20 protein-coding genes are annotated in these 20,360 nt (G+C 71.8%); 15 read left to right on the plus strand and 5 right to left on the minus strand.

The features are described from left to right. Window positions 1-15 precede the first annotated feature (15 nt). Window positions 16-1,422, plus strand: coding sequence for an MFS transporter (locus ABT340_RS35420; protein WP_352015271.1), 1,407 nt, complete (start codon window positions 16-18; stop codon window positions 1,420-1,422). Here the strand turns inward: ABT340_RS35420 and ABT340_RS35425 are convergent. Then, window positions 1,348-2,577, minus strand: a complete 1,230-nt coding sequence (locus ABT340_RS35425) for an MFS transporter (protein ID WP_352015272.1) — start codon at window positions 2,575-2,577, stop codon at window positions 1,348-1,350. The two genes, ABT340_RS35420 and ABT340_RS35425, sit on opposite strands and share 75 nt — an antisense overlap. Before the next feature lie 101 nt (window positions 2,578-2,678). Between ABT340_RS35425 and ABT340_RS35430 the strand changes: the two genes are divergently transcribed. Further along, window positions 2,679-3,560: a LysR family transcriptional regulator gene (locus ABT340_RS35430; RefSeq protein ID WP_352015273.1), complete on the plus strand. Its 882-nt coding sequence runs from the start codon at window positions 2,679-2,681 to the stop codon at window positions 3,558-3,560. Here the strand turns inward: ABT340_RS35430 and ABT340_RS35435 are convergent. Continuing rightward, window positions 3,525-5,861 (minus strand): M28 family peptidase, encoded by a 2,337-nt coding sequence (locus tag ABT340_RS35435; RefSeq protein WP_352015274.1) that lies wholly within the window; start codon window positions 5,859-5,861, stop codon window positions 3,525-3,527. The genes ABT340_RS35430 and ABT340_RS35435 overlap by 36 nt on opposite strands. A gap of 150 nt (window positions 5,862-6,011) precedes the next feature. On the opposite strand from ABT340_RS35435, the gene ABT340_RS35440 reads away from it, so the two are divergent. The 3 genes from ABT340_RS35440 to ABT340_RS35450 are packed head-to-tail and all read left to right on the plus strand — an operon-like array spanning window position 6,012 to window position 8,336. Beyond that, on the plus strand, window positions 6,012-6,629 hold the full coding sequence (locus ABT340_RS35440; protein WP_352015275.1) for a DedA family protein: 618 nt from the start codon (window positions 6,012-6,014) through the stop codon (window positions 6,627-6,629). Further along, complete coding sequence (locus ABT340_RS35445) at window positions 6,613-7,695, plus strand: sensor histidine kinase (protein ID WP_352015276.1); 1,083 nt, start codon at window positions 6,613-6,615, stop codon at window positions 7,693-7,695. Before ABT340_RS35440 ends, ABT340_RS35445 begins: the two co-directional genes overlap by 17 nt. Next, window positions 7,686-8,336: a response regulator gene (locus tag ABT340_RS35450; protein WP_352015277.1), complete on the plus strand. Its 651-nt coding sequence runs from the start codon at window positions 7,686-7,688 to the stop codon at window positions 8,334-8,336. The genes ABT340_RS35445 and ABT340_RS35450 overlap by 10 nt, the downstream gene beginning before the upstream one ends. Here the strand turns inward: ABT340_RS35450 and ABT340_RS35455 are convergent. After that, window positions 8,321-9,010, minus strand: a complete 690-nt coding sequence (locus ABT340_RS35455; RefSeq protein ID WP_352015278.1) for a GntR family transcriptional regulator — start codon at window positions 9,008-9,010, stop codon at window positions 8,321-8,323. The two genes, ABT340_RS35450 and ABT340_RS35455, sit on opposite strands and share 16 nt — an antisense overlap. Window positions 9,011-9,233: 223 nt before the next feature. Here ABT340_RS35455 and ABT340_RS35460 point away from each other — a divergent pair, with 223 nt between their 5' ends. From ABT340_RS35460 to ABT340_RS35495, 8 genes are read left to right on the plus strand one after another with little or no spacing between them, the layout of a single operon-like run. Then, complete coding sequence (locus ABT340_RS35460; protein ID WP_352015279.1) at window positions 9,234-10,883, plus strand: ABC transporter substrate-binding protein; 1,650 nt, start codon at window positions 9,234-9,236, stop codon at window positions 10,881-10,883. Continuing rightward, window positions 10,883-11,845 carry an ABC transporter permease gene (locus ABT340_RS35465; protein ID WP_352015280.1) on the plus strand — a complete coding sequence of 321 codons (963 nt, stop codon included), beginning with the start codon at window positions 10,883-10,885 and terminating at the stop codon, window positions 11,843-11,845. The genes ABT340_RS35460 and ABT340_RS35465 overlap by 1 nt, the downstream gene beginning before the upstream one ends. Continuing rightward, on the plus strand, window positions 11,842-12,702 hold the full coding sequence (locus tag ABT340_RS35470) for an ABC transporter permease (protein WP_352015281.1): 861 nt from the start codon (window positions 11,842-11,844) through the stop codon (window positions 12,700-12,702). The genes ABT340_RS35465 and ABT340_RS35470 overlap by 4 nt, the downstream gene beginning before the upstream one ends. Then, window positions 12,699-13,643 (plus strand): ABC transporter ATP-binding protein, encoded by a 945-nt coding sequence (locus tag ABT340_RS35475; RefSeq protein WP_352015282.1) that lies wholly within the window; start codon window positions 12,699-12,701, stop codon window positions 13,641-13,643. The genes ABT340_RS35470 and ABT340_RS35475 overlap by 4 nt, the downstream gene beginning before the upstream one ends. Further along, a complete protein-coding gene (locus ABT340_RS35480) occupies window positions 13,640-14,443 on the plus strand; it encodes an ABC transporter ATP-binding protein (RefSeq protein WP_352015283.1) in 804 nt (267 codons plus the stop codon). The genes ABT340_RS35475 and ABT340_RS35480 overlap by 4 nt, the downstream gene beginning before the upstream one ends. A 36-nt stretch (window positions 14,444-14,479) precedes the next feature. After that, a complete protein-coding gene (locus ABT340_RS35485) occupies window positions 14,480-15,310 on the plus strand; it encodes a carbon-nitrogen hydrolase family protein (protein WP_352015284.1) in 831 nt (276 codons plus the stop codon). Next, window positions 15,303-16,274 carry an acetamidase/formamidase family protein gene (locus tag ABT340_RS35490; RefSeq protein WP_352015285.1) on the plus strand — a complete coding sequence of 324 codons (972 nt, stop codon included), beginning with the start codon at window positions 15,303-15,305 and terminating at the stop codon, window positions 16,272-16,274. The genes ABT340_RS35485 and ABT340_RS35490 overlap by 8 nt, the downstream gene beginning before the upstream one ends. 23 nt (window positions 16,275-16,297) lie before the next feature. Next, window positions 16,298-17,143 carry a hypothetical protein gene (locus tag ABT340_RS35495; RefSeq protein WP_352015286.1) on the plus strand — a complete coding sequence of 282 codons (846 nt, stop codon included), beginning with the start codon at window positions 16,298-16,300 and terminating at the stop codon, window positions 17,141-17,143. 3 nt (window positions 17,144-17,146) lie between these two features. On the opposite strand, the gene ABT340_RS35500 is transcribed toward ABT340_RS35495, so the two are convergent. Next, on the minus strand, window positions 17,147-17,728 hold the full coding sequence (locus ABT340_RS35500) for a TetR/AcrR family transcriptional regulator (RefSeq protein ID WP_352015287.1): 582 nt from the start codon (window positions 17,726-17,728) through the stop codon (window positions 17,147-17,149). A 40-nt stretch (window positions 17,729-17,768) separates the two neighbouring features. On the opposite strand from ABT340_RS35500, the gene ABT340_RS35505 reads away from it, so the two are divergent. Both ABT340_RS35505 and ABT340_RS35510 read left to right on the plus strand, forming a co-directional pair. Then, window positions 17,769-18,605 (plus strand): helix-turn-helix transcriptional regulator, encoded by an 837-nt coding sequence (locus ABT340_RS35505; RefSeq protein ID WP_352015288.1) that lies wholly within the window; start codon window positions 17,769-17,771, stop codon window positions 18,603-18,605. 69 nt (window positions 18,606-18,674) lie between these two features. After that, entirely contained in the window at window positions 18,675-19,427 is a 753-nt protein-coding gene (locus ABT340_RS35510) for an SDR family NAD(P)-dependent oxidoreductase (protein WP_352015289.1), read from the plus strand. Between the two features lie 15 nt (window positions 19,428-19,442). Here the strand turns inward: ABT340_RS35510 and ABT340_RS35515 are convergent, their stop codons facing one another. After that, the gene (locus ABT340_RS35515) at window positions 19,443-20,048 is read right to left on the minus strand and encodes a DUF1707 SHOCT-like domain-containing protein (protein WP_352015290.1); all 606 of its coding nucleotides are present in this window, start codon (window positions 20,046-20,048) and stop codon (window positions 19,443-19,445) included. Window positions 20,049-20,360 lie beyond the last annotated feature (312 nt).

The following is a 20,360-nucleotide window of genomic DNA, read 5'->3' on the forward strand; positions in this document are numbered from 1 at the left end:
GACGACCATGCGGTCATGCGTACAACCGACCGCCGGGCCCCTGTCGAGCGGCTGGTCTGGCCCCCGCTCATCGCACTGAGCCTCGGCTACTTCCTGGTCATGCTCGACGTCACCGTCGTCACCGTCGCGGTCCCCACCATCAGGGAGTCCGTGCACGCCGACGCCTCGACCACGGCCTGGGTCGTGGACGGCTACAGCACGGTCTTCGCGGGCCTGCTGCTCCTCGGCGGCGGCCTCGGTGACCGGCTCGGGCACCGCGGGGTCTTCCTGACCGGCCTCGGCGTCTTCACCGTCGCCTCCCTCGGCTGCGGGTTCGCCACGACCTCCGTGACGCTGATCGCGTCGAGGATGCTCCAGGGCGTCGGCGGGGCGCTGCTGGTGCCGACGTCGCTGGCGCTGCTGGCCGCCGCCTACCCCGGGCGGGCGACCCGGGCCAGAGCCCTGGGGGTGTGGGCCGGCGTCGCCGGGGTCGCCTTCGCCGCCGGCCCCCTGGTCGGCGGTCTCTTCGTGGCCGGGCTGAACTGGCAGGCCGCGTTCTGGATCAACGTGCCGGTCGCGCTGCTCGCCGTGTGGCTCACCCTGAGGCACGTCCCGGCCCCGGCCGCCCGCGCCTCGGGTCGTGGACTCGACCCCGTCGGTCAGGTCCTGGGCGTCGTCGGCCTGACGGCGCTCGCGGGCATGCTCAACGAGGCCGGTACCCAGGGCTGGACGTCACCGACAGTGCTCGCGGCCTGCGGGGTGGGGATCGTGGCGCTCGTCCTGTTCGTCCTGGTCGAACGGCGTCTTGAGGCCACCCCCGGCTCCGCTCCCCTGCTGCCGCCCTCGCTCTTCCGCTCCCCCGGTTTCTCCCCGGCCGCGGCGGTCGGGGTGCTGCTCAACCTCGGCTACTACGGGATGCTCTACCTGTCCACGCTGTACTTCCAGAACGAGCGCGGCTACGGCGCCCTCGGCACCGGGATCGCGCTGCTGCCGACCGTGTGCATGGCGGTGTTCGCCGCCCCGCTCTCCGGCCGCCTCACCGCGCGCCACGGCCCCCACGCCCCGATGGCCGGGGCGCTGCTGCTCGGCGCGTTCGGCTTCCTCGGCTGGCTGGTCGCCGGTCCCGACACCCCCTACTGGCAGTTGCTCTTCGCCCTGGTCGCCACGGGTCTGGCCACCCCGACCACCGTCCCGGCCGCGACCGCCGCGATCGTGCAGGCCGCGCCGGACGCCAACGCGGGTGTCGCCTCGGCGGTGTTCAACGTCGCCAGGCAGATCGGCAACTCCGTCGGCGTCGCCCTGTTCAGCACCCTCACCGCGACATCCGCGCCGCTGGTCCCCGGCCTCCACACCGCCGCCCTGATCGCCTCAGGCGCCTTCTTCGCCGGGGCGTTCCTGGCCCTGATGTCCTGGCGCGCCAACCGCGTCCCGGTCCCCCTGTGAACCGCGGCGCCGTACGGCGAGCACCACCACCGGCACGGCCAGGAGCGCGAACGCTCCCCCCGCCCACATGACGCCGGAGACCGCGACGGTGTCGACGACCCGGCCGCCGAGCAACGCGCCCAGGGAGATGGCCGCGTTGAAGACGGCGACGAACAGCGCCGACCCCGCCTCCGGGGTCTTCGGCGCCGCCGTGAGCACCCACGTCTGCATGCTGACCGAGACCCCTCCGTAGGCCAGCCCCCACGCCGCCAGCGAGACCACGACCGCGGCCCGCGTCTCACCGGCGAGCGGGAGCGCGAACATGCAGACGCCGAGCAGCCCGGCCACGGCCAGGACCGTGCCGTACCGGGCCCGCACGACGACGGCCCCGGCGACGAAGTTCCCCATCACCCCGGCCAGGCCGTACACCAGGAGCAGGGTGCCGACGAGGCCGGGGCCGACGCCGGAGACCTGCTCAAGGACGGGCCTGACGTAGGTGTAGGCCGCGAAGTGGCCGGTCACCATCAGCAGGACGACGACCAGGCCGAGCCGTAGCCGGGCGTTGCGGAGCAGGCCGGGCAGTTCCCGCGCCCTGACCGTCCCGAGGGCGGGCAGCGGCGGCAGCGTCAGGACCAGCGCGACCAGCAGGACCAGCGCGAGCACCCCGAGCGCGGCGAACGCCGGGCGCCAGCCCACGAGTTCACCGGCGAACGTCCCCGAGGGCACCCCGAGCACGGAGGCCAGGGAGACCCCGCTGAAGATCAGCGAGGTGGCCGTCCCCGCCCGCTCCGGCGCCAGCCGTGCCCCCAGCCCCGCCGCGACCGCCCAGAAGCCGCCGATGGACAGCCCCACCAGGACGCGGGCGGCCAGCATGACGGCGAACACCGGGGCCAGCGCCGAGAGCAGGTTGGCCACGGCCAGCAGCGCCGCCAGCGCGACCAGCACCCGCCGCCGGTCGAGCCCGCCGACGGCCACCACGAGCACCGGTGCCACGATCGCACCGACGAGGCCGGGGACCGTCACCACCAGGCCCGCCGTACCCGCGGAGACGCCGAGTTCCGCGCTCATCGCGGTGAGCAGCCCGACCGGCAGCATCTCGGTCGTGACGACGGAGAAGGTGCCCAGGGCGACGGCGACGACGGCGGTCCAGTTCCCGGTCCTCACCGGGGTTCGCATCGTTGTGAACATGCCGCCAAGCCTGTGCCGCCGCCGGGCCGGGAACAACGACGAAGATCGCATCCTTACATTAACCGGGCTAATCGATTTGGGGACGCGCGGTGCCTGAGCTGGAGATGAGAGAGCTTGAGTGCTTCCTCACGCTGAGTGAGGAGCTGCACTTCGGGCACGCCGCGGAACGGCTGCGCGTCTCCCAGGGACGGGTCAGCCAGCTCCTGCGTTCGCTGGAGCGCAGGATCGGCGCCCGCCTCCTCGAACGCACCAGCCGCCGGGTACGGCTCACCCCGCTCGGCGAGCGTTTCCTGACGGACCTGCGTCCGGCCTACGACGCCCTGCGGCAGAGCGTCGAGCGCGCCAGGACCGGGGCGCGCGGCGTCGAGGGGGTCGTGCGGATCGGCTTCTCCGGCTTCCTGAACGAGCAGGTCATGACGGCGATCAGGGCCTTCGAGGACCGGCACCCCGCCTGCGAGGTCGAGACCGTGGAGTACCCGTTGGCCGACCCGTTCGGCGGCGTGCGCCGGGGCGAGGTCGACGGGGCCGTCGTCCCGGCCCCGGTCAGGGAGCCCGACCTGGTCGCGGGGCCGCTCTTCTCCAAGGAGCCGATGACCCTGGTGGTCTCCGGCCGCCACCCCTTCGCGGGCCGGGAGTCGGTCTCCGCCGAGGAACTCGCCGACTGCGTGCTCGTCGACATCGCGGAACCCGCCCCGCGCTACTGGCGCGACCTGCAGGTGCCCGCCGTCACCCCCGGCGGCAGGCCCGTGCCCCGGGGGCCCGGGGTCAGCACCCTGCAGGAGGCGCTGACGCTGATCGCCGCCGGCCGGGGGGCGATGCTGCTCTGCGCGCCGAGCGCCCGCTACCACGGCCGCCCCGACATCGCCTTCGTCCCCGTCACCGGCCTGCCGGACTCCGCACTGACGTTCGTCCGGCACCGCGACAACGAGACCGCCTCACTGCGCGCCCTCGGCGACGCCCTCGCCGTGTGAGCCGCGGCGCAGCGTGTACCCCCGGGTGACCGCGACGAGGTCACCGTCCTCCCTGGTCGCCGCGACCAGTCCCGGGGGCCGGGGCACGAAGCCGGGCACCGCGGACAGGCCGTCGCTCTCGGAGATCGCGATGACACGGACCCGCTCGGCGGGCGACAGCCGTACGGTGACCCTGACCCCCTGGGAGGGGATGCCGCGGAAGCGGATCTCACCCGGCCAGGTGCCGGTGCGCGTACCGGTGACCTGGACGCCCGCCTGGCCGAACCGGCCCGCGGACACACCCGCCCAGGTGATCGGCCGGTCCAGCCGCAGCGTCACCGAACGGGCTCCCCGGCCCGCTGTCACGCGCATCGTGAGTGTGCCGCCGTCGTAGGAGGACACGACGACCCTCGGGCCGTCGGCCCTGATCGCCGGGGCGGTGCCCGTCCACAGCGACCCCCGCGCGTAGCCGGGCGGCAGCCCGTCAACGGCACGCGCCGAGACGTACCGCCTGGTCCACCCGGCGGGTTCGGGGTCCGCGCTGGCCCAGTGCGCGACGCGGGTGTCGGCGTCCATGACATAGGCCAGGTGCGTACGGCGTGGCCGCTCGGCGTCGAACCCGTCCACGGCCAGCCCCGCGCCGACCAGGCAGACGGCCAGGACGGCCGCCGTCACCGGCACACGCCTCGGGAGTACGGCGGGGCCGGGCTGGAACAGTTCGACGAGCGGCGCGACGCCCAGCCAGAACAGCGCCAGCACCAGGGCGCCCACCCCGCCGAGCGCCAGGCCCATCCCGTCGAAGGCGTTCCAGGCCAGGGAGGGCAGCACCGCGGCGGCCGTGACCGGCCCCAGTGTCGTCGCGACCGCCCGTACCCAGGCCGGCGCTCCGGTCACGGACGCCGCCAGCGCGCCGAGCGCGCCCAGCAGCGCGGGCAGGGTGAACAGGAAGGCCGCTCCCGGGGCGAACCAGGCGCACAGCGCGCCCAGCCCGGCCGTCCAGACCAGCACGGCCGCCGACAGCGCGGCCGGGCCGAGCCTGCGGCGCAGCGGCAGGTACCAGCAGAGCACCGCCAGCGCGGACATGGCCGCGATCGCCGCCTCGAAGGCCTGCGGGCGGTGCAGAAGTCCGCCCATCGTGTCGTACTCGGGCCGCAGGCCGACCAGCAGTTCCCACAGCCCCTGGGCCATGGCGACCGAGGCGAGCAGCGGCAGGACCGCCGAGACCGTCGCGACCGCCAGCCGGGGAAGGGTGAGCAGTCGCCGTACCCGGCCGAGGACCACCAGGCCCGCGACCGCCAGTACGGCCAGCGCCGCCAGGGGCGGGACGGCCGTGCCCGGGTAGGTGATCATGACGCCGAGGGCGCGGAAGTAGGTGACGTCGTGGTCGGAGGTCAGCGTCCGCAGGTCGGCGCCGCCCAGGGCGCGGGTCAGCGCCAGCATGGTGGAGCCGTGGTGCTGCAGGCTGCCGGGGTCGAGGTTCGCGACGGAGTCCGCCGCGGTGTGGTAGAGCGAGGAGCCCCTGATGTAGGCGAAGTTCATGCCGGTGAACCCGGCCCCGGTCAGCGGGGTGAAGTCGGTGTTGTTGGGCAGCAGCCGGTACATCTCGACCATGGAGGAGTCACCGCGCGGGGCGGGGACGGCGTCGGCGAACGTCTCGACCAGCCGGGCGTTGTTCCGTGAGGTCTCGAACATCAGTGAGGGGCCGCGCACTCCCCTGGCCTCCCAGTTCAGCAGCACCCCGCCCGCACGGCCGAGCGGATGCCGCCTGACGAACGCCTCGGCGCCGAGAACGCCGTCCTCCTCACCGTCCGACATCAGCAGCACGACGTCATTGCGGAGACCGGTTCCCGTGCGCAGTGCCCTGACCGTCTCGATCATCGCGGCCACCGCCGCGCCGTCGTCGGAGGCGCCGGGGCCCATCGCCGCCGAGTCGTAGTGGGCGGCGATGAGCACCGTACCCGTCGGGTCGGTCCCGGGAAGCCTGCCCACGATGTTGTCGACCTGGCCGAACGTCGCCAGCCCGGAGGCCGGGCGGGCTCCGACGGCCCGCTGCACCTCGACCTGGAGACCCTCGGCCCGCAGCCGTCCCACCAGGTAGTCCCTGGCCCGGTCACCCGCCGGACTTCCGATGGGCCGTGGCTCGGCGGCGAACTCCCTCAGGTGGTCCAGGGCGCGCCGCGCGCTGAACTCCCCGGCGGGGGCGGAGGCGGGCAGGGGCTGCATGGTGCTGTCGGCCATCGCGGACAGCACGACCACCGCCACCAGGACGACGAGGGCCGCCGGCCCCGCGAACGCCGTCTTCTTGAACATCTTCTTGAACACGGTCGGCGACGATAGGTACGGCCGACGGCTCCGCGACATGAGGCGCCTGCCCGAACCTCGCTGTGGTTTTCCACAGGTGTGGTTTTCCACAACCGGAAACGGTCACGAACCTCATGGTGACCATATCCCGACCTTCGTAACCTTCTGGGCATGACGGATTGGCTGGTAGCACTGATGGAAAGCCTCGGCGCCCCGGGGGCCGGGTTCGCGGTGGCGATGGAGAACCTCTTTCCTCCCATCCCGAGCGAGGTGATCCTGCCGCTGGCGGGCTTCGCCTCCTCCCAGGGGGAGATGAGTCTGCCGGCCGTACTGCTGTGGACCACGACGGGCTCGGTGGTCGGCGCGCTGGCGCTGTACTGGATCGGCGCGCTGCTCGGCCGTGAACGCACCCTGGCCCTGGCCGCCCGCATTCCGCTGCTGAAGGTCTCCGACATCGACAAGACCGAGGCGTGGTTCCTCAAGCACGGCCGCAAGACCGTGTTCTTCGGCAGGATGATCCCGATCTTCCGCAGCATGATCTCGATCCCGGCCGGGGTCGAACGCATGCCGCTGGGTGTCTTCACGGCGCTGACCGCCGCGGGCAGCCTCATCTGGAACACCATCTTCGTGCTGGCCGGCTACCTCCTCGGGGAGAACTGGTCCCTGGTCGAGGCCTACGTCGGCGTGGGCACCAACGTGGTGATCGCCGTGGTCGCGCTGGCCGTGGTCGTCTTCGTGGGCCTCAGGCTGAACGAACGGTACAAGGGGCGGCATGCGAGCCGTCGTTAGGGGGCTGCGGCTGCTCGGGGCGGTGACCCTCGGCGCGTTCACCGCCCTGCTCGGCCTGGTCTTCGTCCTGGTGGCGCTGCCGTTCGCGGGGCGCCCCTGGGCGCGGGCGGCGGCCCGGCGGCTGGCCGCGCTCGAAGTCCGGCGGCTCGGTCTCGACCTCTCCCCCCAGGGCGGGGGTGAGTTGGGCTACCTCGCGGCGAGGGTGCCGGTCGGCGTGCTCGGCGGCCTGGTGGTCCTCCTGCTCGGGTACGGCACGGTCACGGCCGCCGTCCTGGCCTGGACATGGGGAAGGGGCCTGCCGTTCGACGGCATGCCGCCGGCCCCGCCGCTGATCGCCTACATCGGCCTGGCGGGGGTCTTCCTGCTCTTCCTGCACCTGTCCGGCCTGGTGGGGGCGGACGTGCTCGAACGGCGGCTGGCCGTACGGATGCTCGCCCCCGACCCGACCGAGGCGCTGCGGCGCAGGATCACCGAGCTGACCGAGAGCAGGGCGGGGGCGCTGGCGGCGGTCGACTCCGAGCGGCGCAGGATCGAACGTGACCTGCACGACGGGGTGCAGCAGCGGCTGGTCGCGCTGTCGATGCTGGCGGGACGGGCCCGCAGGGGACGGCCCGAGCTGCTCGAACAGCTGCACGAGCAGGCCCAGCAGGCGCTGACCGAGCTTCGCGAGGTGGCCTGGCGGGTCTATCCTTCGGCACTCGACTCGCTGGGGTTCGCCGAGGCGCTGGCCGGGGTCGCCGAACGCGCCGGGGTCCCGGTCAAGGTCGTCGGTGAGCCGCCGGAACGGCTGCCCAGGACGGTCGAGACGGCGGCCTACTTCGTGGTCAGCGAGGCGGTGACCAACGCCGACAAGCACTCGGGGGCGGACCTGGTCACCGTCGAGGTCCGCGAACAGGGCACGATGGTCCTCGTGCGTGTGGAGGACAACGGCGCCGGTGGCGCCGACGCGACGGGGGACGGTCTGTCCGGACTGGCGGGCCGGGTGGCCGCGCTCGACGGCCGTCTCACCGTGACCAGCCCGGACGGCGGGCCGACCGTGATCACGGCGGAGCTGCCATGCGGGTGATCCTGGCCGAGGACTCGACCCTGCTCAGGGAGGGCCTGGTCCGGCTGCTGGCCGAGGAGGGGCACGAGGTGCTCGCCGCCGTGGGCGACGGCGAGGCCCTGGTCGAGGCCGTCTCCGAGGCCGGAGCGGAGCTCGACGTGGTGGTGGCCGACGTCCGGATGCCGCCGACGCACACCGACGAGGGCCTGCGCGCGGCCCTGGAGATCAGGCGGCTCCGGCCGGACGTCAGGGTGCTGGTGCTGTCGCAGTACGTGGAGAAGAAGTACGCGACCGAGCTGATGAGCGGCGACATCTCCGGGGTCGGCTACCTGCTCAAGGACCGGGTGGCCCAGGTGAGCGACTTCCTTGAGGCACTCGACCGGGTCGGAGCCGGGGGGACGGCCTTCGACCCCGAGGTGGTACGGCAGTTGCTCGCCCGCACCAGCCACGCCGACCCGCTGACCCGGCTGACCGCCCGGGAGCGGCAGGTGGTCGAGCTGATGGCGCAGGGGCTGACCAACGCCTCGATCGCGCAGACGCTGCACGTGTCGCAGAGCGCGGTCGAGAAGCACGTCAACGCCCTGTTCGACAAGCTTGAGCTGTCACACACCACCGGTTACAGCCGACGGGTCCTGGCCGTGCTGCGCTATCTCGGCTCCTGAGCGGCCTCGGCCGACGCGGGTTTGAGCAACTCGTCGATGCGCTGCCAGGAGCGGTGCCAGTTGTGGCGCGCCGCGGCGGCCGCCCCCGTGGCGTCTCCCGCGCCGAGTGCCTCCAGCAGGACGCGGTGTTCCTCGTATGCCTCCTCGTGCACCCGGACGTAGCCCCAGATATGGCGCTCTATCCGGCGGAGTTGTTCGTCGATGGAGTCGAGCGTCTCGATCAGGACCGGGTTGGCCGCCCTGCGGTAGTAGACACGGTGGAACTCCTCGTCGAGCGCGCTCAGCCGGTCGGGAGCGGTGGTCTGGTTCAGCGTGTCCAGCAGCCCCCGCATGAGGTGCAGGTCGGACTCCGTCATGTGCGGCGCGGCCAGTTCGGCGGCCAGGGCGTCGAGGGTCGCGCCCACCTGGAACAGATGTGAGGCCCGGTCGAGGGGCAGGGGGGCGACCCGGGTCATGCGGCTGGCGCTGGCCTCGACGAGCCCTTCCTGGCCGAGCCGGATGAGGGCCTCGCGGACGGGGGTCCGGCTGACCCCGAGGAACTCCGCGATCTCGACGTCACGCACGGTCTCGTCCGGCTGCAGGACCCCGTTGAGGATCCAGGCGCGCAGCTCCTCGTAGGCGAACTGCTGGGCGCTCGTGTAGCGCCGGTCTGACTTCACATGGGGCAGGGGCACAGCAGCAATATATCGGCTACCCCTCTCTCCGGCGAGCACTTGTCCCTGAAAGCAAGGCCTTGTCAGGAAAAGGACGACCGATATACTGCATACCCATCCCCCAGAACGAGCCCCGGTGATCTCCCACGGCCGACATGGCCCACCGTCGGGGCGAGCCCGGCCCACGCCAGGAACGCGGCGTGACGAGCAGGTTTCGCGGGTGACAGGGAAGGAAGGCAAGACGGTGAAACCCCAGACTAAGCTCACCGCGTTGACGCTGGTAGGCCTGCTGGCCGCAGGATGTTCCGGCGGCTCGGACGCCGGGGCGCGGGCCGCGGGAAAGAGCGGCGCCGTGTTGCGGATCGGCACGACGTTCACCTGCAACTCGACCAATCCGTTCGCGTCCATCGGCACGACCTGCGCGATGATCTTCCGCTACAACTACCCGTTTCTTGTCCAGTACACCGGTTCCGGTTCCTTCGAGGGCGACCTGGCGAAGTCGTGGACCTCCAGCGAGGACAAGCTCACCTGGACCTTCGACCTGCGCCCCGGCGCGAAGTGGTCGGACGGCACCCCCCTCACCGCCGCCGACGTCGCCTTCACCGTCAACACCATCGTGAAGTACCGCGAGGGGCCGACCGCCTCGGAGGCCGCCTCGGTCAAGAACGTCAGGAGCGCCTCGGCTCCCACGCCCGAGCGGGTCGTGATCACCTATGAGAAGCCGACCGCCAACGTGCTCGGCCGCCTGGTGAAGGTCCCCGTGCTCCCGGCCCACGTGTGGGAGAAGTACGCGACCGGCGACGGGATGCAGCTCAAGCAGACCCCCAACCCCGCGCCGCTGGTCGCGGGCGGACCGTTCCGGCTGAGCAAGTACGCCAAGGACCAGATCGCGCTGATGGAGCCCAATCCCAACTGGTACGGCGACCGCCCCAAGCCCGGCGGTTTCGGCCTGCAGTTCTTCAGCAGCCCCGACGCCATGGTCAACGCCCTCAAGACCGGCCAGATCGACTACGCGGCACCACTGCCGATCACCGCGGTCAAGCCGGTCGAGCAGGCGGGCTTCACGGTGTCACGCAGGGCGGGCTTCCGCTTCCACGACCTCATCATCAACCAGAGCCCGAACCAGAAGGCCCACCCCGAACTGCGCGACCCGAAGGTGCGCGAGGCGTTCGAGCACGCCGTCGACCGCAAGCGGATCATCGAGGTCGCCTACCTCGGGTACGGCACACCGGGCAGCTCCATCGTGCCTCCGGCCAGCGGCGACTGGTACGACCCCTCGGTCCGGCCCCTGGGCTTCGACCTGACCAAGGCGGCGGCGCTGCTCGACGAGGCGGGCCACCGGCCCGGCCCCGACGGCGTCCGGGTCGCCGACGGCGCGCCCATGTCGTACGAGGTGATCATCCCGGACGTCGAGGGCGGCGAGGGTGAGCGGGCCCTGCAGATCGTCAGCGAGGACTTCAGGAAGATCGGCGTGCAGCTCAAACCCAGACAGGCCGACAACGCCACCGCCTTCGACCAGCTGACCGGGCCCGACAAGAAGTACGAGCAGTTCACCCTGGCCCAGTGGGGCTGGATCGCGCAGCGCGACCCCGACTTCCTGCTCAACGGCATGACCTGCGGGCAGTGGGGCAGCTGGAACGACACCGCCTACTGCGACAAGGACTACGACAAGCTGTACGACCAGCAGGCGAGCACCGTGGACGACGCCGACCGCAGGGAGATCGTCTGGCGGATGCAGAAGATGGTCTACGAGGCCCGGCCGTACATCGTCACCCACTACGACGACGTCGTGGAGGGGCACAGCAAGAAGTGGAGCGGGTTCGGCGACTCGCCGCTCGGCATCCTCGACTCGCAGTCCCGTTACGGCCTGCTGTCGGCGACGGCCGCCCCCTGATGTCACGCACCGGCCACCTGATCAGGCGTCTGCTGACGACCCTGGTGACCATCTACGTGGTGGTGACGCTGAACTTCCTCCTGTTCCGCGTGCTGCCCGGGGACGCCGTGGCGAACCTGTCCCGGGTTCCGGGCGGTTCGCCGGAGCTGAGCGCGGCGCTGCGCAGGCAGTTCGGCCTCGACCAGCCGCTCTGGGACCAGTACTGGATCTATCTCGGCCGTCTGGCCCACGGAGACCTGGGCGTCTCCTTCGCCACCCAGGAACCGGTCGCCGGCCGCCTGGCGGAGGCCTTCGCCAACACGCTGCCGCTCATCACGATCGGCCTGCTCCTGGCGCTCGCGCTCGGCCTGGTCAGCGGCGCGCTCGCCGCGTGGTACCGGGGCGGCTGGGTCGACAGGCTCAGCACCAACACCGCCATCGCCTTCTACTCGGTCCCGACCCACTTCCTGGGGCTGCTGCTCATCCTGCTGCTGGGCTCCGACCTGCCCGCGCAGGGCATGCGCGACGAGTTCCTGGTCGACCCGACCTGGGGCGAACAGCTCGCCGACGTGGCCGCCCACATGGTCCTGCCCGCGCTGACCATCGCGCTCATCGTCTTCGGGCAGTACACGCTCGTGGTGCGCTCCTCCATGCTGGAGACCCTGGGTGACGATCACGTGCTGACCGCCAGGGCGCTCGGCGCCGGTCCGATGCGCACGTTGGCCAGGCACGTGCTGCCGAACGCGATGCTGCCCGTCATCACACTCGTCGCCCTCTCCCTCGGCAGCCTCATCGGCGGGTCGATCCTCGTGGAGACGGTCTTCTCCTGGCCCGGCGTCGGCCGGGCGATGTACGAGGCGGTGGTGCAACGCGACTATCCGATGCTCCAGGGGGTGTTCCTCGTGCTCACCGTCTCGGTGGTCACGCTCAACCTGCTGGCCGACCTGCTCTACGTCCGGCTCGACCCGAGGGTGGCCCGATGAGACTCCTGCGCGCCAACCCACGGGCCACCGTCGGCGTCGCCGTCCTCGTCCTGCTGACACTGGCCGCCCTGCTGGCCGGGTGGCTGGCGCCGTACGATCCGGGGCGGCAGGTCGGAGCGGTCTTCGCCCCGCCCGGCCCCGCGCACCCGCTCGGGCTCGACGACGGCGGCCACGACGTGCTCAGCCTCCTGCTGTACGGCACGCGGCCGACGTTGTTCATCGGCGCCGCCGCGGCCCTGGTCGCCGTACTGGTCGGCGGCTGCGTCGGGGTGACCGCGGGGTACTTCGGCGGCTGGGTCGACACACTGCTCATGCGGATCACCGACTACGCCATCGTGATTCCCGCCCTGCCGCTCGGCATCGTCATCGCGGCCGTGTGGGGCAGCAGCATCGGCCATCTCGTCGTGGTGATCGCGCTGCTGCTGTGGACCTCGACGGCCAGGGTGGTGCGGGCCGAGACCTCCTCCCTCAGGAACCGTCCTTACGTCCAGCGGATCCGCGGACTGGGCGCGAGCCACCTGAGGGTGATCGGCCGCCACCTCCTGCCGCAGCTCGCGCCGCTGCTGAGCGCGATGGCCGCGCTCACCATCGCCCTGGCGATCTTCACCGAGACCGCGCTGACCTTCCTCGGGCTCGGCGACCCGGAAACCGTCACCTGGGGAACCATGATCCGTTTCGCGTTCCAGCGGACGGCGATGACGCAGGGGGCCTGGTGGGCCTTCGCCCCGCCAGGTGTCGCCGTCTCGCTCGTCGTCATGTGCTGCTACTGGGTGTCCCAGTCGATCGAGGACACGCTCAACCCCCGGCTCAGGGTCGCGCACCTGGCCCGCGAGTACTTCAAGGTGGTGCCCCGATGAGCCTGCTCAGCGTGCGTGACCTGGTCGTCGGATTCCCCTCGGGCGCGCGTGCCGTACGGTCGGTCAGCCTCGACCTCGAACCGGGGGAACGGCTGGCGCTCGTCGGCGAGTCCGGGTGCGGCAAAACCACCACAATGCTGGCCATGATGGGGCTGCTGCCCGCCGGGACCGTCGTCTCCGGCCAGGTGCTGCTCGACGGCGAGGACATCCTGGCCGGTGGTGAGGCCTCGATGCGGCCACATCGCTGGACCGACATCGCGATGGTCTTCCAGGGCGCCATGAACGCGCTCAACCCGGTGCGCCGGGTCGGCGCCCAGATCGCCGAGGCCGTCCGCATCCACGGCGGCGGCAGGCGGGAGGGCAGGCTGCGCGCCCTTGAGGTGCTCGAACGGGTCGGCCTGCCCGAGGGCGTCGCCTCCCGCTACCCGCACGAGCTGTCCGGCGGCCAACGGCAGCGGGCCGTCATCGCCCTCGCGCTGGCCTGCGAGCCGAAGGTCCTGCTGGCCGACGAGCCGACCACGGCGCTCGACGTGATCGTGCAGGACCAGATCGTCGCCCTGCTGCGGGAGCTGAGCGACTCGCTCGGGCTCGCCGTGGTGCTCGTCACCCACGACCTCGCCCTGGTCCCGCGCATCTGCGACCGGGCCGCCGTCATGTACGCCGGCTCCGTCGTGGAACACGCGGCCTGCGCCGACCTCGTGCGCAGGCCACTCCACCCGTACACCCGGCGCCTGGTCGAGGCCACCCCCGACCTGACCGCGCGGCGCCCGCTGACCTCGATTCCCGGCGTGCCGCCCCGGCTCGACCTGCCGCTGACCGGCTGTGCCTTCCAACCGCGCTGCACGAGTTCACTCGACCGGTGCGCGGAGAGCCCCCCGCCGCCACGGGACCTGGGCGGCGGCCGTTCCTGCGCCTGTCACCTGGTGGAGGTGGACGCATGAGCCTGGTCGCCGAGGACGTCCGTGTCAGGTACGGCGGCCGCAGGCCGCTGGCCGACGTGCTGCTGCGCCGCCCGTCACCGGGCTCGTTCGCGGTCGACGGGGTACGGCTCTCATTGGCCAAGGGCAGCGTCGTGGCGCTGGTCGGGGAGTCGGGGTCGGGCAAGAGCACACTCGCCCGGTGCATGGCCCGGGTGCAGGACCTCACCGAGGGCCGGGTGAGCGTGGACGGCGTGGACGTCGCCACGCTACGCGGCCGGGACCTCAAGGCCTTCCGCCGCCGCGTCCAGATGATCTTCCAGGATCCCTACGAGTCCCTCAGCCCCCGCCAGCGGGTCAGGGACATCGTCGCCGAAGGGCTGGTCGTGCACGGGGTGCCCAGGGCGGAGCGGGAGGAACGGGTCCGGGCCGCGCTGACCGCGGTCGGCCTCACCCCGGTCGAGTCCTTCCTCGACCGCCGCCCGTTCGAGCTGTCCGGCGGGCAGCGCCAGCGTGTCGCCATCGCCGGTGGTCTCGTCCTCGACCCCGACTATCTCATCGCCGACGAGCCGGTCTCCATGCTGGACGTCTCGGTACGGGCCAGCGTGCTCAAGCTGCTCGACGACCTGCGGGAGAGCCGGGAGCTCGGTGTCCTGCTCATCACCCACGACCTGGCCACCGCCGTACACGTCGCCGACCACGTCGCGGTGATGCACGACGGCCGGATCGTGGAGCAGGGGCCTGCCTCGCAGGTGACGCGGGAGCCCGCCCACCCCTACACCCGCGCGCTGCTCGCGGCCACCCCGGCCCTCGACCGCGGCTGAGCGCCCACAAGCCCCAGAAACGAAGAACGGAGACCCATGCGAGTCGCCCTGGCCCAGATGTCCTCCGGGCCCGACAGGGACGCCAACCTCGACCGGATGGCCGCCACACTCGACCGCGCCGCGGACGCGGGAGCGGAACTGCTCCTGTTGCCCGAGGCCTGCGCCTACCGGGGCGCTCCGTCACCCGGTCTCGTCGAGGAGCGCGACGGCCCGACGCTGTCACGTCTGCGCTCCGCGGCGGCGGCGCGCGGGCTGGCCGTACTGGTCGGCGGAATGTGGCTGGCCTCCGGCGAGGAGGCCAGGCCGTACAACGCCGCGGTCTTCGTCGGGCCAACGGGCCGGATCGTGGCCGAGTACCGCAAGGTTCACCTGTTCCGGCTGGCGACGGCCGAGGTGACCGAGGACGAGGGCGAGTACACCACCCCCGGCGACCATCTGGTGACCGTGGACTACCGGGGGCTCTCCTTCGGCCTGTCGATCTGCTACGACCTGCGTTTCCCCGAGCTGTACCGTTCGCTGGCGCGTTCCGGTGCCGACGTGTTGTGTGTGCCGTCCAACTTCTCCGCCCTCACCGGTGCCGCGCACTGGGAGCCGCTGCTGCGCGCCCGGGCGATCGAGAACCTCTGCTACGTCCTGGCCCCGGCTCAGGAGGGGGTTGGGGACGACGGTTTCGCGGCCTTCGGCCAGTCCATGGCGGTCGACCCCTGGGGCCGGGTCCTGGCCCGCGCCGAGGAGGGGACGGAGTTCGTCACCGTGGATCTCGACCCCGCCACGCTCGGCCGGGCACGTGCCGCGCTGAACGCGCCGAACGAGACGGCCCCCGCCGTGTACGACCGTCCGGTGGCACGGGAGCGGGCCGATGGCTGACCTCACGACCGGTCCCACGGCGGTGCGGGTGCCGAGGAACCTGCACCATTTCTCCTACGACCAGGCCCTCACCCCGGTGGTCGAGGTCGGCGACGGCGCCACGCTGGTCTTCGAGACCCTCGATTGCTTCTCCAACCAGGTCGTCTCCACCGACCAGCGTTTCCCCGCCGAATCCGACCTTCTCGACCTGATCGGCGCCTTCAACCCCGTCGCCGGTCCGGTCGCGATCCGTGGCGCGCGGCCCGGCGACGCCCTGGCCGTCACGATCCGCGACATCCGGCTGGGCACGGTCGCGCCGTACGCGGTGACCCTGATCCACCGTGACGACGAACTGGACGCGCCGCTCGGCGACACCCGTGTCTGCCCTATCGACGGCGACACCGTGTCGTTCCCGACCTCGCTCGGCCCGCTCGTCCTTCCGACGCGCCCGATGGTCGGCTCACTCGGTCTCGCACCCTCTGGAGAGGCCTTCCCCTCGCTGCTGTCCCACCCCCGGTGCGGTGGCAACATGGACTGCCAGGCGCTGCGGACGGGCAGCGTGCTCGTCATACCGGTCGAGGTGGTGGGCGGGTTGCTGTCCCTCGGGGACGTGCACGCCCTCATGGGCGACGCGGAGATCACCGGCACCGCGCTGGAGACCAACGCCGACGTCACCGTGACCGTGGACCTGCTCCCCGGAGCGGGGACCGCGATGGGCACTCCCCACCTCGACGGCCCCGGGCACATCGGCACCGTCGGATGCGCCCACGGGACCGACGTCACCGCCAACCTGCGGGCGGCGATGCGCGAGCTCCACCACAGGCTGACCGCCGAGTACGGTTACCGTCCCGCCGAGGCCCACCACCTGCTCGGAGCGGTCGCCGAGGTCACCGTGAACCAGTGCGTCCACGGGGGCTGGTCGTCCGTCCACGTGGCGGTCCCGCGATACTCCCTGCCCACCCCCCTGCCGGAACCGTCGTCCTGAGCGTCGTCCCGAGACGAGTGAACATGCACCGACCACGCGCCCTCTCCATCTACGACATCGGCCGCACACCGATGTACGCCTCGCAGTACGACCAGCGTTTCTCCTACTGCCTGCACGTCCCCGAGGACTACAGCGCCGACTCCGGGAAGGTCTACTCGCTGGCGGTCCTGGTCCACGGAACCGAGCGGGACGTCCAGACCTACCGGGACGCCTTCGCCGACTTCGCCGAGGCCAACGACTGCGTCGTGCTGGTCCCCCTCTTCCCGGTCGGCATCCCGGACCCCGGCGAGTTCGACGGCTACAAGTACCTCAGGCACGGCGACATCCGCTTCGACCTGATCCTGCTCGCCATGGTCGAGGAGGTCACCGGCACCTACCGTGTCGACAGCCGGCGTTTCCTGCTGTTCGGCTTCTCCGGAGGCGGCCACTTCGCCCACCGGTTCCTCTACCTGCACCCGGAGCGGGTGCGCGCGGTGACGATCGGGGCGCCGGGGGCGGTCACGCTGCTCGACGAGAGCCTGCCCTGGCCCGCGGGGATCGGTGGCACCCTGGAGACACTGGGCAGGCGGGTCGACCCCTCCGCGCTGCGCGAGACGGCCGTCCACCTGCTGATCGGCGCCGAGGACACCCAGACCAGGGCCATCCGCGTCCGCACCGGGCATCCGGCGTGGATTCCGGGGGTGAACGACGAGGGAGTTCCCCGCACCCGGCGGATGCTCGCCCTGAAACACAGCCTCGAACGGCACGGCCTGGCCGTACGGTACGACGTGGTCCCCGGTGTCGGGCACCACGGCCCCTCCCTGTTCGGCCGGGTGAAGAACTTCTTCACCCATGTCCTGACCGCCGACGCCCGCGCCCCGAGCCGCTGAGCCTCAGGAGTCGCCGGGCAGGGAGTCGAGCCAGTCCAGGAGGCGGTTTCCCTCGCGGACCATGATCTCCGGGTCGCGCAGGGCGTTGGTCAGCAGCGACATGCCCTGGTAGGCGCCGACGAGCGTGAGCGCCAGGCCGTCCGGATCGGGGGCGCCCAGTTCGCGGAACTGCCGCTCGGCCCAGTCGAGCAGCAGCCGGATGACCCTGCCCGCCTCGACGTCCATGCCCCCGTCCTCGCGTTTGTCCAGCTCGACGGCCAGGGTCCCGGTCGGGCAGCCGTAGCGGGCCGCGACGTCGCGCTGGCCGATCCAGCCGCCGACCAGGGCCTTGAGGCGCTCGCGCGGGTCGGGGAGCCTGTCGAGTTCGTCGGTGAGTCCCGCCAGGTGCCCGGCGTGCTCGGCCAGGGCCGCCTGGACCAGCGCGTCCTTGGTCTTGAAGTAGTAGTACACGTTCCCGACGGGGACGTCGGCGGCGTTGGCGATGTCGGCGATGGTGGTGCGCTCCACGCCCTGCCGGTGCAGGACCTGGGCGGCGGCGACCATCAGCTGCCGCCGCTTGCCCGCCGATTTCTTTGAGTCAGCCACCTGACTAACAATAGTCGATCCCTGTGGCTATCGTGGGGACATGACCATCGAGGCGATCGGCGACTCCACCCGGCGGCGCGAACGGCTCCGTGACTTCCTGCGCGCCCGCCGGGCCCGGCTCACCCCCGGCGACGTCGGCATCCCCACGGCCGGACGGCGCCGGACCCCGGGGCTGCGGCGCGAGGAGGTGGCGCTGCTGGCCGGGGTCGGGGTCTCCTGGTACACCTGGCTCGAACAGGGCCGCGACATCACCGTCTCGACCGGCGTGCTCGACGCGATCGCCGGGGCGCTGCGCCTGGGCGAACCCGAACGGGCCCACCTCTACTCCCTGGCCGGTCTCAATCCGCCGCCCGCCGGGCGGACGCCCGCGAGCGAGGTCACCCCCGAGCTGCGGCGCCTGCTCGACGGGTGGGAGGGACGGCCCGCGGTGCTGCGGGACAGAAACTGGGACGTGCTGGCGTTCAACGAGACGGCGCGGAGCGTGTTCGGCTTCGCCGAGGGGGCCGCCCACAACTGCCTGGTCACCTTCTTCACCAGCCCCCGCTATCTCGCCATGCGCGAGACGTGGGTCTCGGCCGCCCCCGCCGTCGTGGCCGCCTACCGCGCCGACTGGGCGCGTTTCCCCGGCGACGCCGGATTCGAGCGGGTGGTCGCCGACCTCGGCGTCGTCAGCCCCGACTTCGCCGAACTGTGGGAACGCCACGAGGTGGGCGTCCCGGCCCAGGCCGTCAACGCCCTGCGCCACCCCCGGGCCGGTGAGCTGTTCTTCGACGCGACGACCCTGACGGTCGCCGACCGCCCCGGCCTGAACCTCGTGCTGTACGACCCCCGCCCCGGCACCGGCGAGCGTCTCGCCGCCCTGACCCGCACGGCCTGAACCTGGTGGTACCACACCCACGACAGGCGCGCACTGTATGCCCGCGCGCCGTACCGGCACGCTGGACCCATGACACGGTTCTCGGGAAAAGTCGCACTGATCACCGGCGGTACCAGCGGCATGGGCCTGGCCACCGCGCACCGGCTGCTCGCCGAAGGAGCCCAGGTCGTCGTCACAGGCCGTGACAGGGTACGGCTGGACGCCGCCGTGGCGAGCCTCGGCGACCGGGCGTTCGGGGTGGCCGGCGACGCGGCGAACCTCGCCGACCTGGACACACTGGCCTCGACCGTCCACGACCGGTACGGCGGGCTGGACGTGGTGTTCGCCAACGCGGGCGTCGGCGCCTTCCAGCCCTTCGGCGACGTCACCGAGGCCGAGTTCCACCGCGTCGTGGACATCAACCTCAAGGCGGTGTTCTTCACCGTCCAGAAGACGCTTCCCCTGCTGTCCGACGGGGGATCGATCGTGATCAACGCGTCGTTCGCCCTGCACCGTGGAACGCCCGGCACGGCCCTCTACTCGGCGGCCAAGGCCGCGGCGCACAATCTGACCCGGACCCTCGCGGCCGAGCTGGCGCCACGGCGCATCCGGGTCAACTCCGTGAGCCCGGGCACCATCGACACCCCGGCGTTCCGCACCGAGGTCTCCGCCGAGGCCCGGGCCTCCCTCGCGGCCTCCATCGCCGCCGGACGCGTCGGCACCGCCGAGGAGGTCGCCGCCGTGGTCGCCTTCCTCACCTCCGGCGAGGCGTCCTACGTCAACGGCCAGGACATCCTCGTCGACGGCGGCCTCGTCAACTCCACCCCCGCACCGGTGCTGTGAGTCCCGCTCCCGGGCTCAGCGGTCCTTCCTGCGCTTGGCCTTGCCGCTCACGCCGCCGAACAGCGCCAGGCCCTTCACCACGACCACCGGCGCCGACGGGTCGATGTCCGGGCCGCCGTGCACGTCGAAGCCGCCGAAGATGCCCACACCCTGGCAGCGCACCTCCACCCCCTCGGGCACGATGATCTCGGCCCCGCCGAAGACGGCGTTGATCGTGATCTCGATCTCCTTCGCCTCGAACTCGGCGTCGGTCATGTCGAACCGCATCCCGCCGAAAAGGGCCAGACCCCTGATGCGCCGCCGTACCCGCCAGCGGCCCTTGCGGTCGGCGCCGCCGAAGATGGCGATGACGTTCTCGGGTTCTGAGTTCGTGCCCGGGACGTAGGACACCGGGCTCGTGGCCGGACGGTGCCGCTCGACCTGCAGATCGCTGGTGAGAACCTCAAGTTCCCCAACCGTCTTGGCCTGGTAGAGCCTGTCCAGGCGTTCGGAGTACTCCTCGTAGGCCAGCTGACCGGTGCTCAGGGCCTCACCGAGCAGGGCGGAGACCTGCTCCCTGTTGCTGTCCGAGGCGCGCAGGTTCGACGTCTGGGGGTCCCTGCGCTGAGGGAAGTTTTCCATGAAAGTCACGATAGTTCTCATTTATCACGACAGAGAGCGCGTAAAAGGGGCCGGGTCTCCGTACCGGCTCGCACCCCGTCACCCCGAGCCCGGCGGCTGAAGGTTACGGCGCAGGTCACCGGACCGGTCCGGCCTGCCGTTCACGGCACTCGGGAGGCGGTGCGCGTGCGCCGTCGCGGGCCGGTCGGTCATGGCGGTCTCCGCGCGCGGCCGCCGACCGGACGTGACCGGAGCGCCGCCCGTCTGATCACCGAACAAGCCCGTTGGGCGCCTTGTCTGATAGATCCAAAATGTGATCATTGTCGGGATTTG

The sequence above is a fragment of the Streptosporangium sp. NPDC000239 genome (genome assembly GCF_040300765.1).
Lineage (GTDB): Bacteria > Actinomycetota > Actinomycetes > Streptosporangiales > Streptosporangiaceae > Streptosporangium.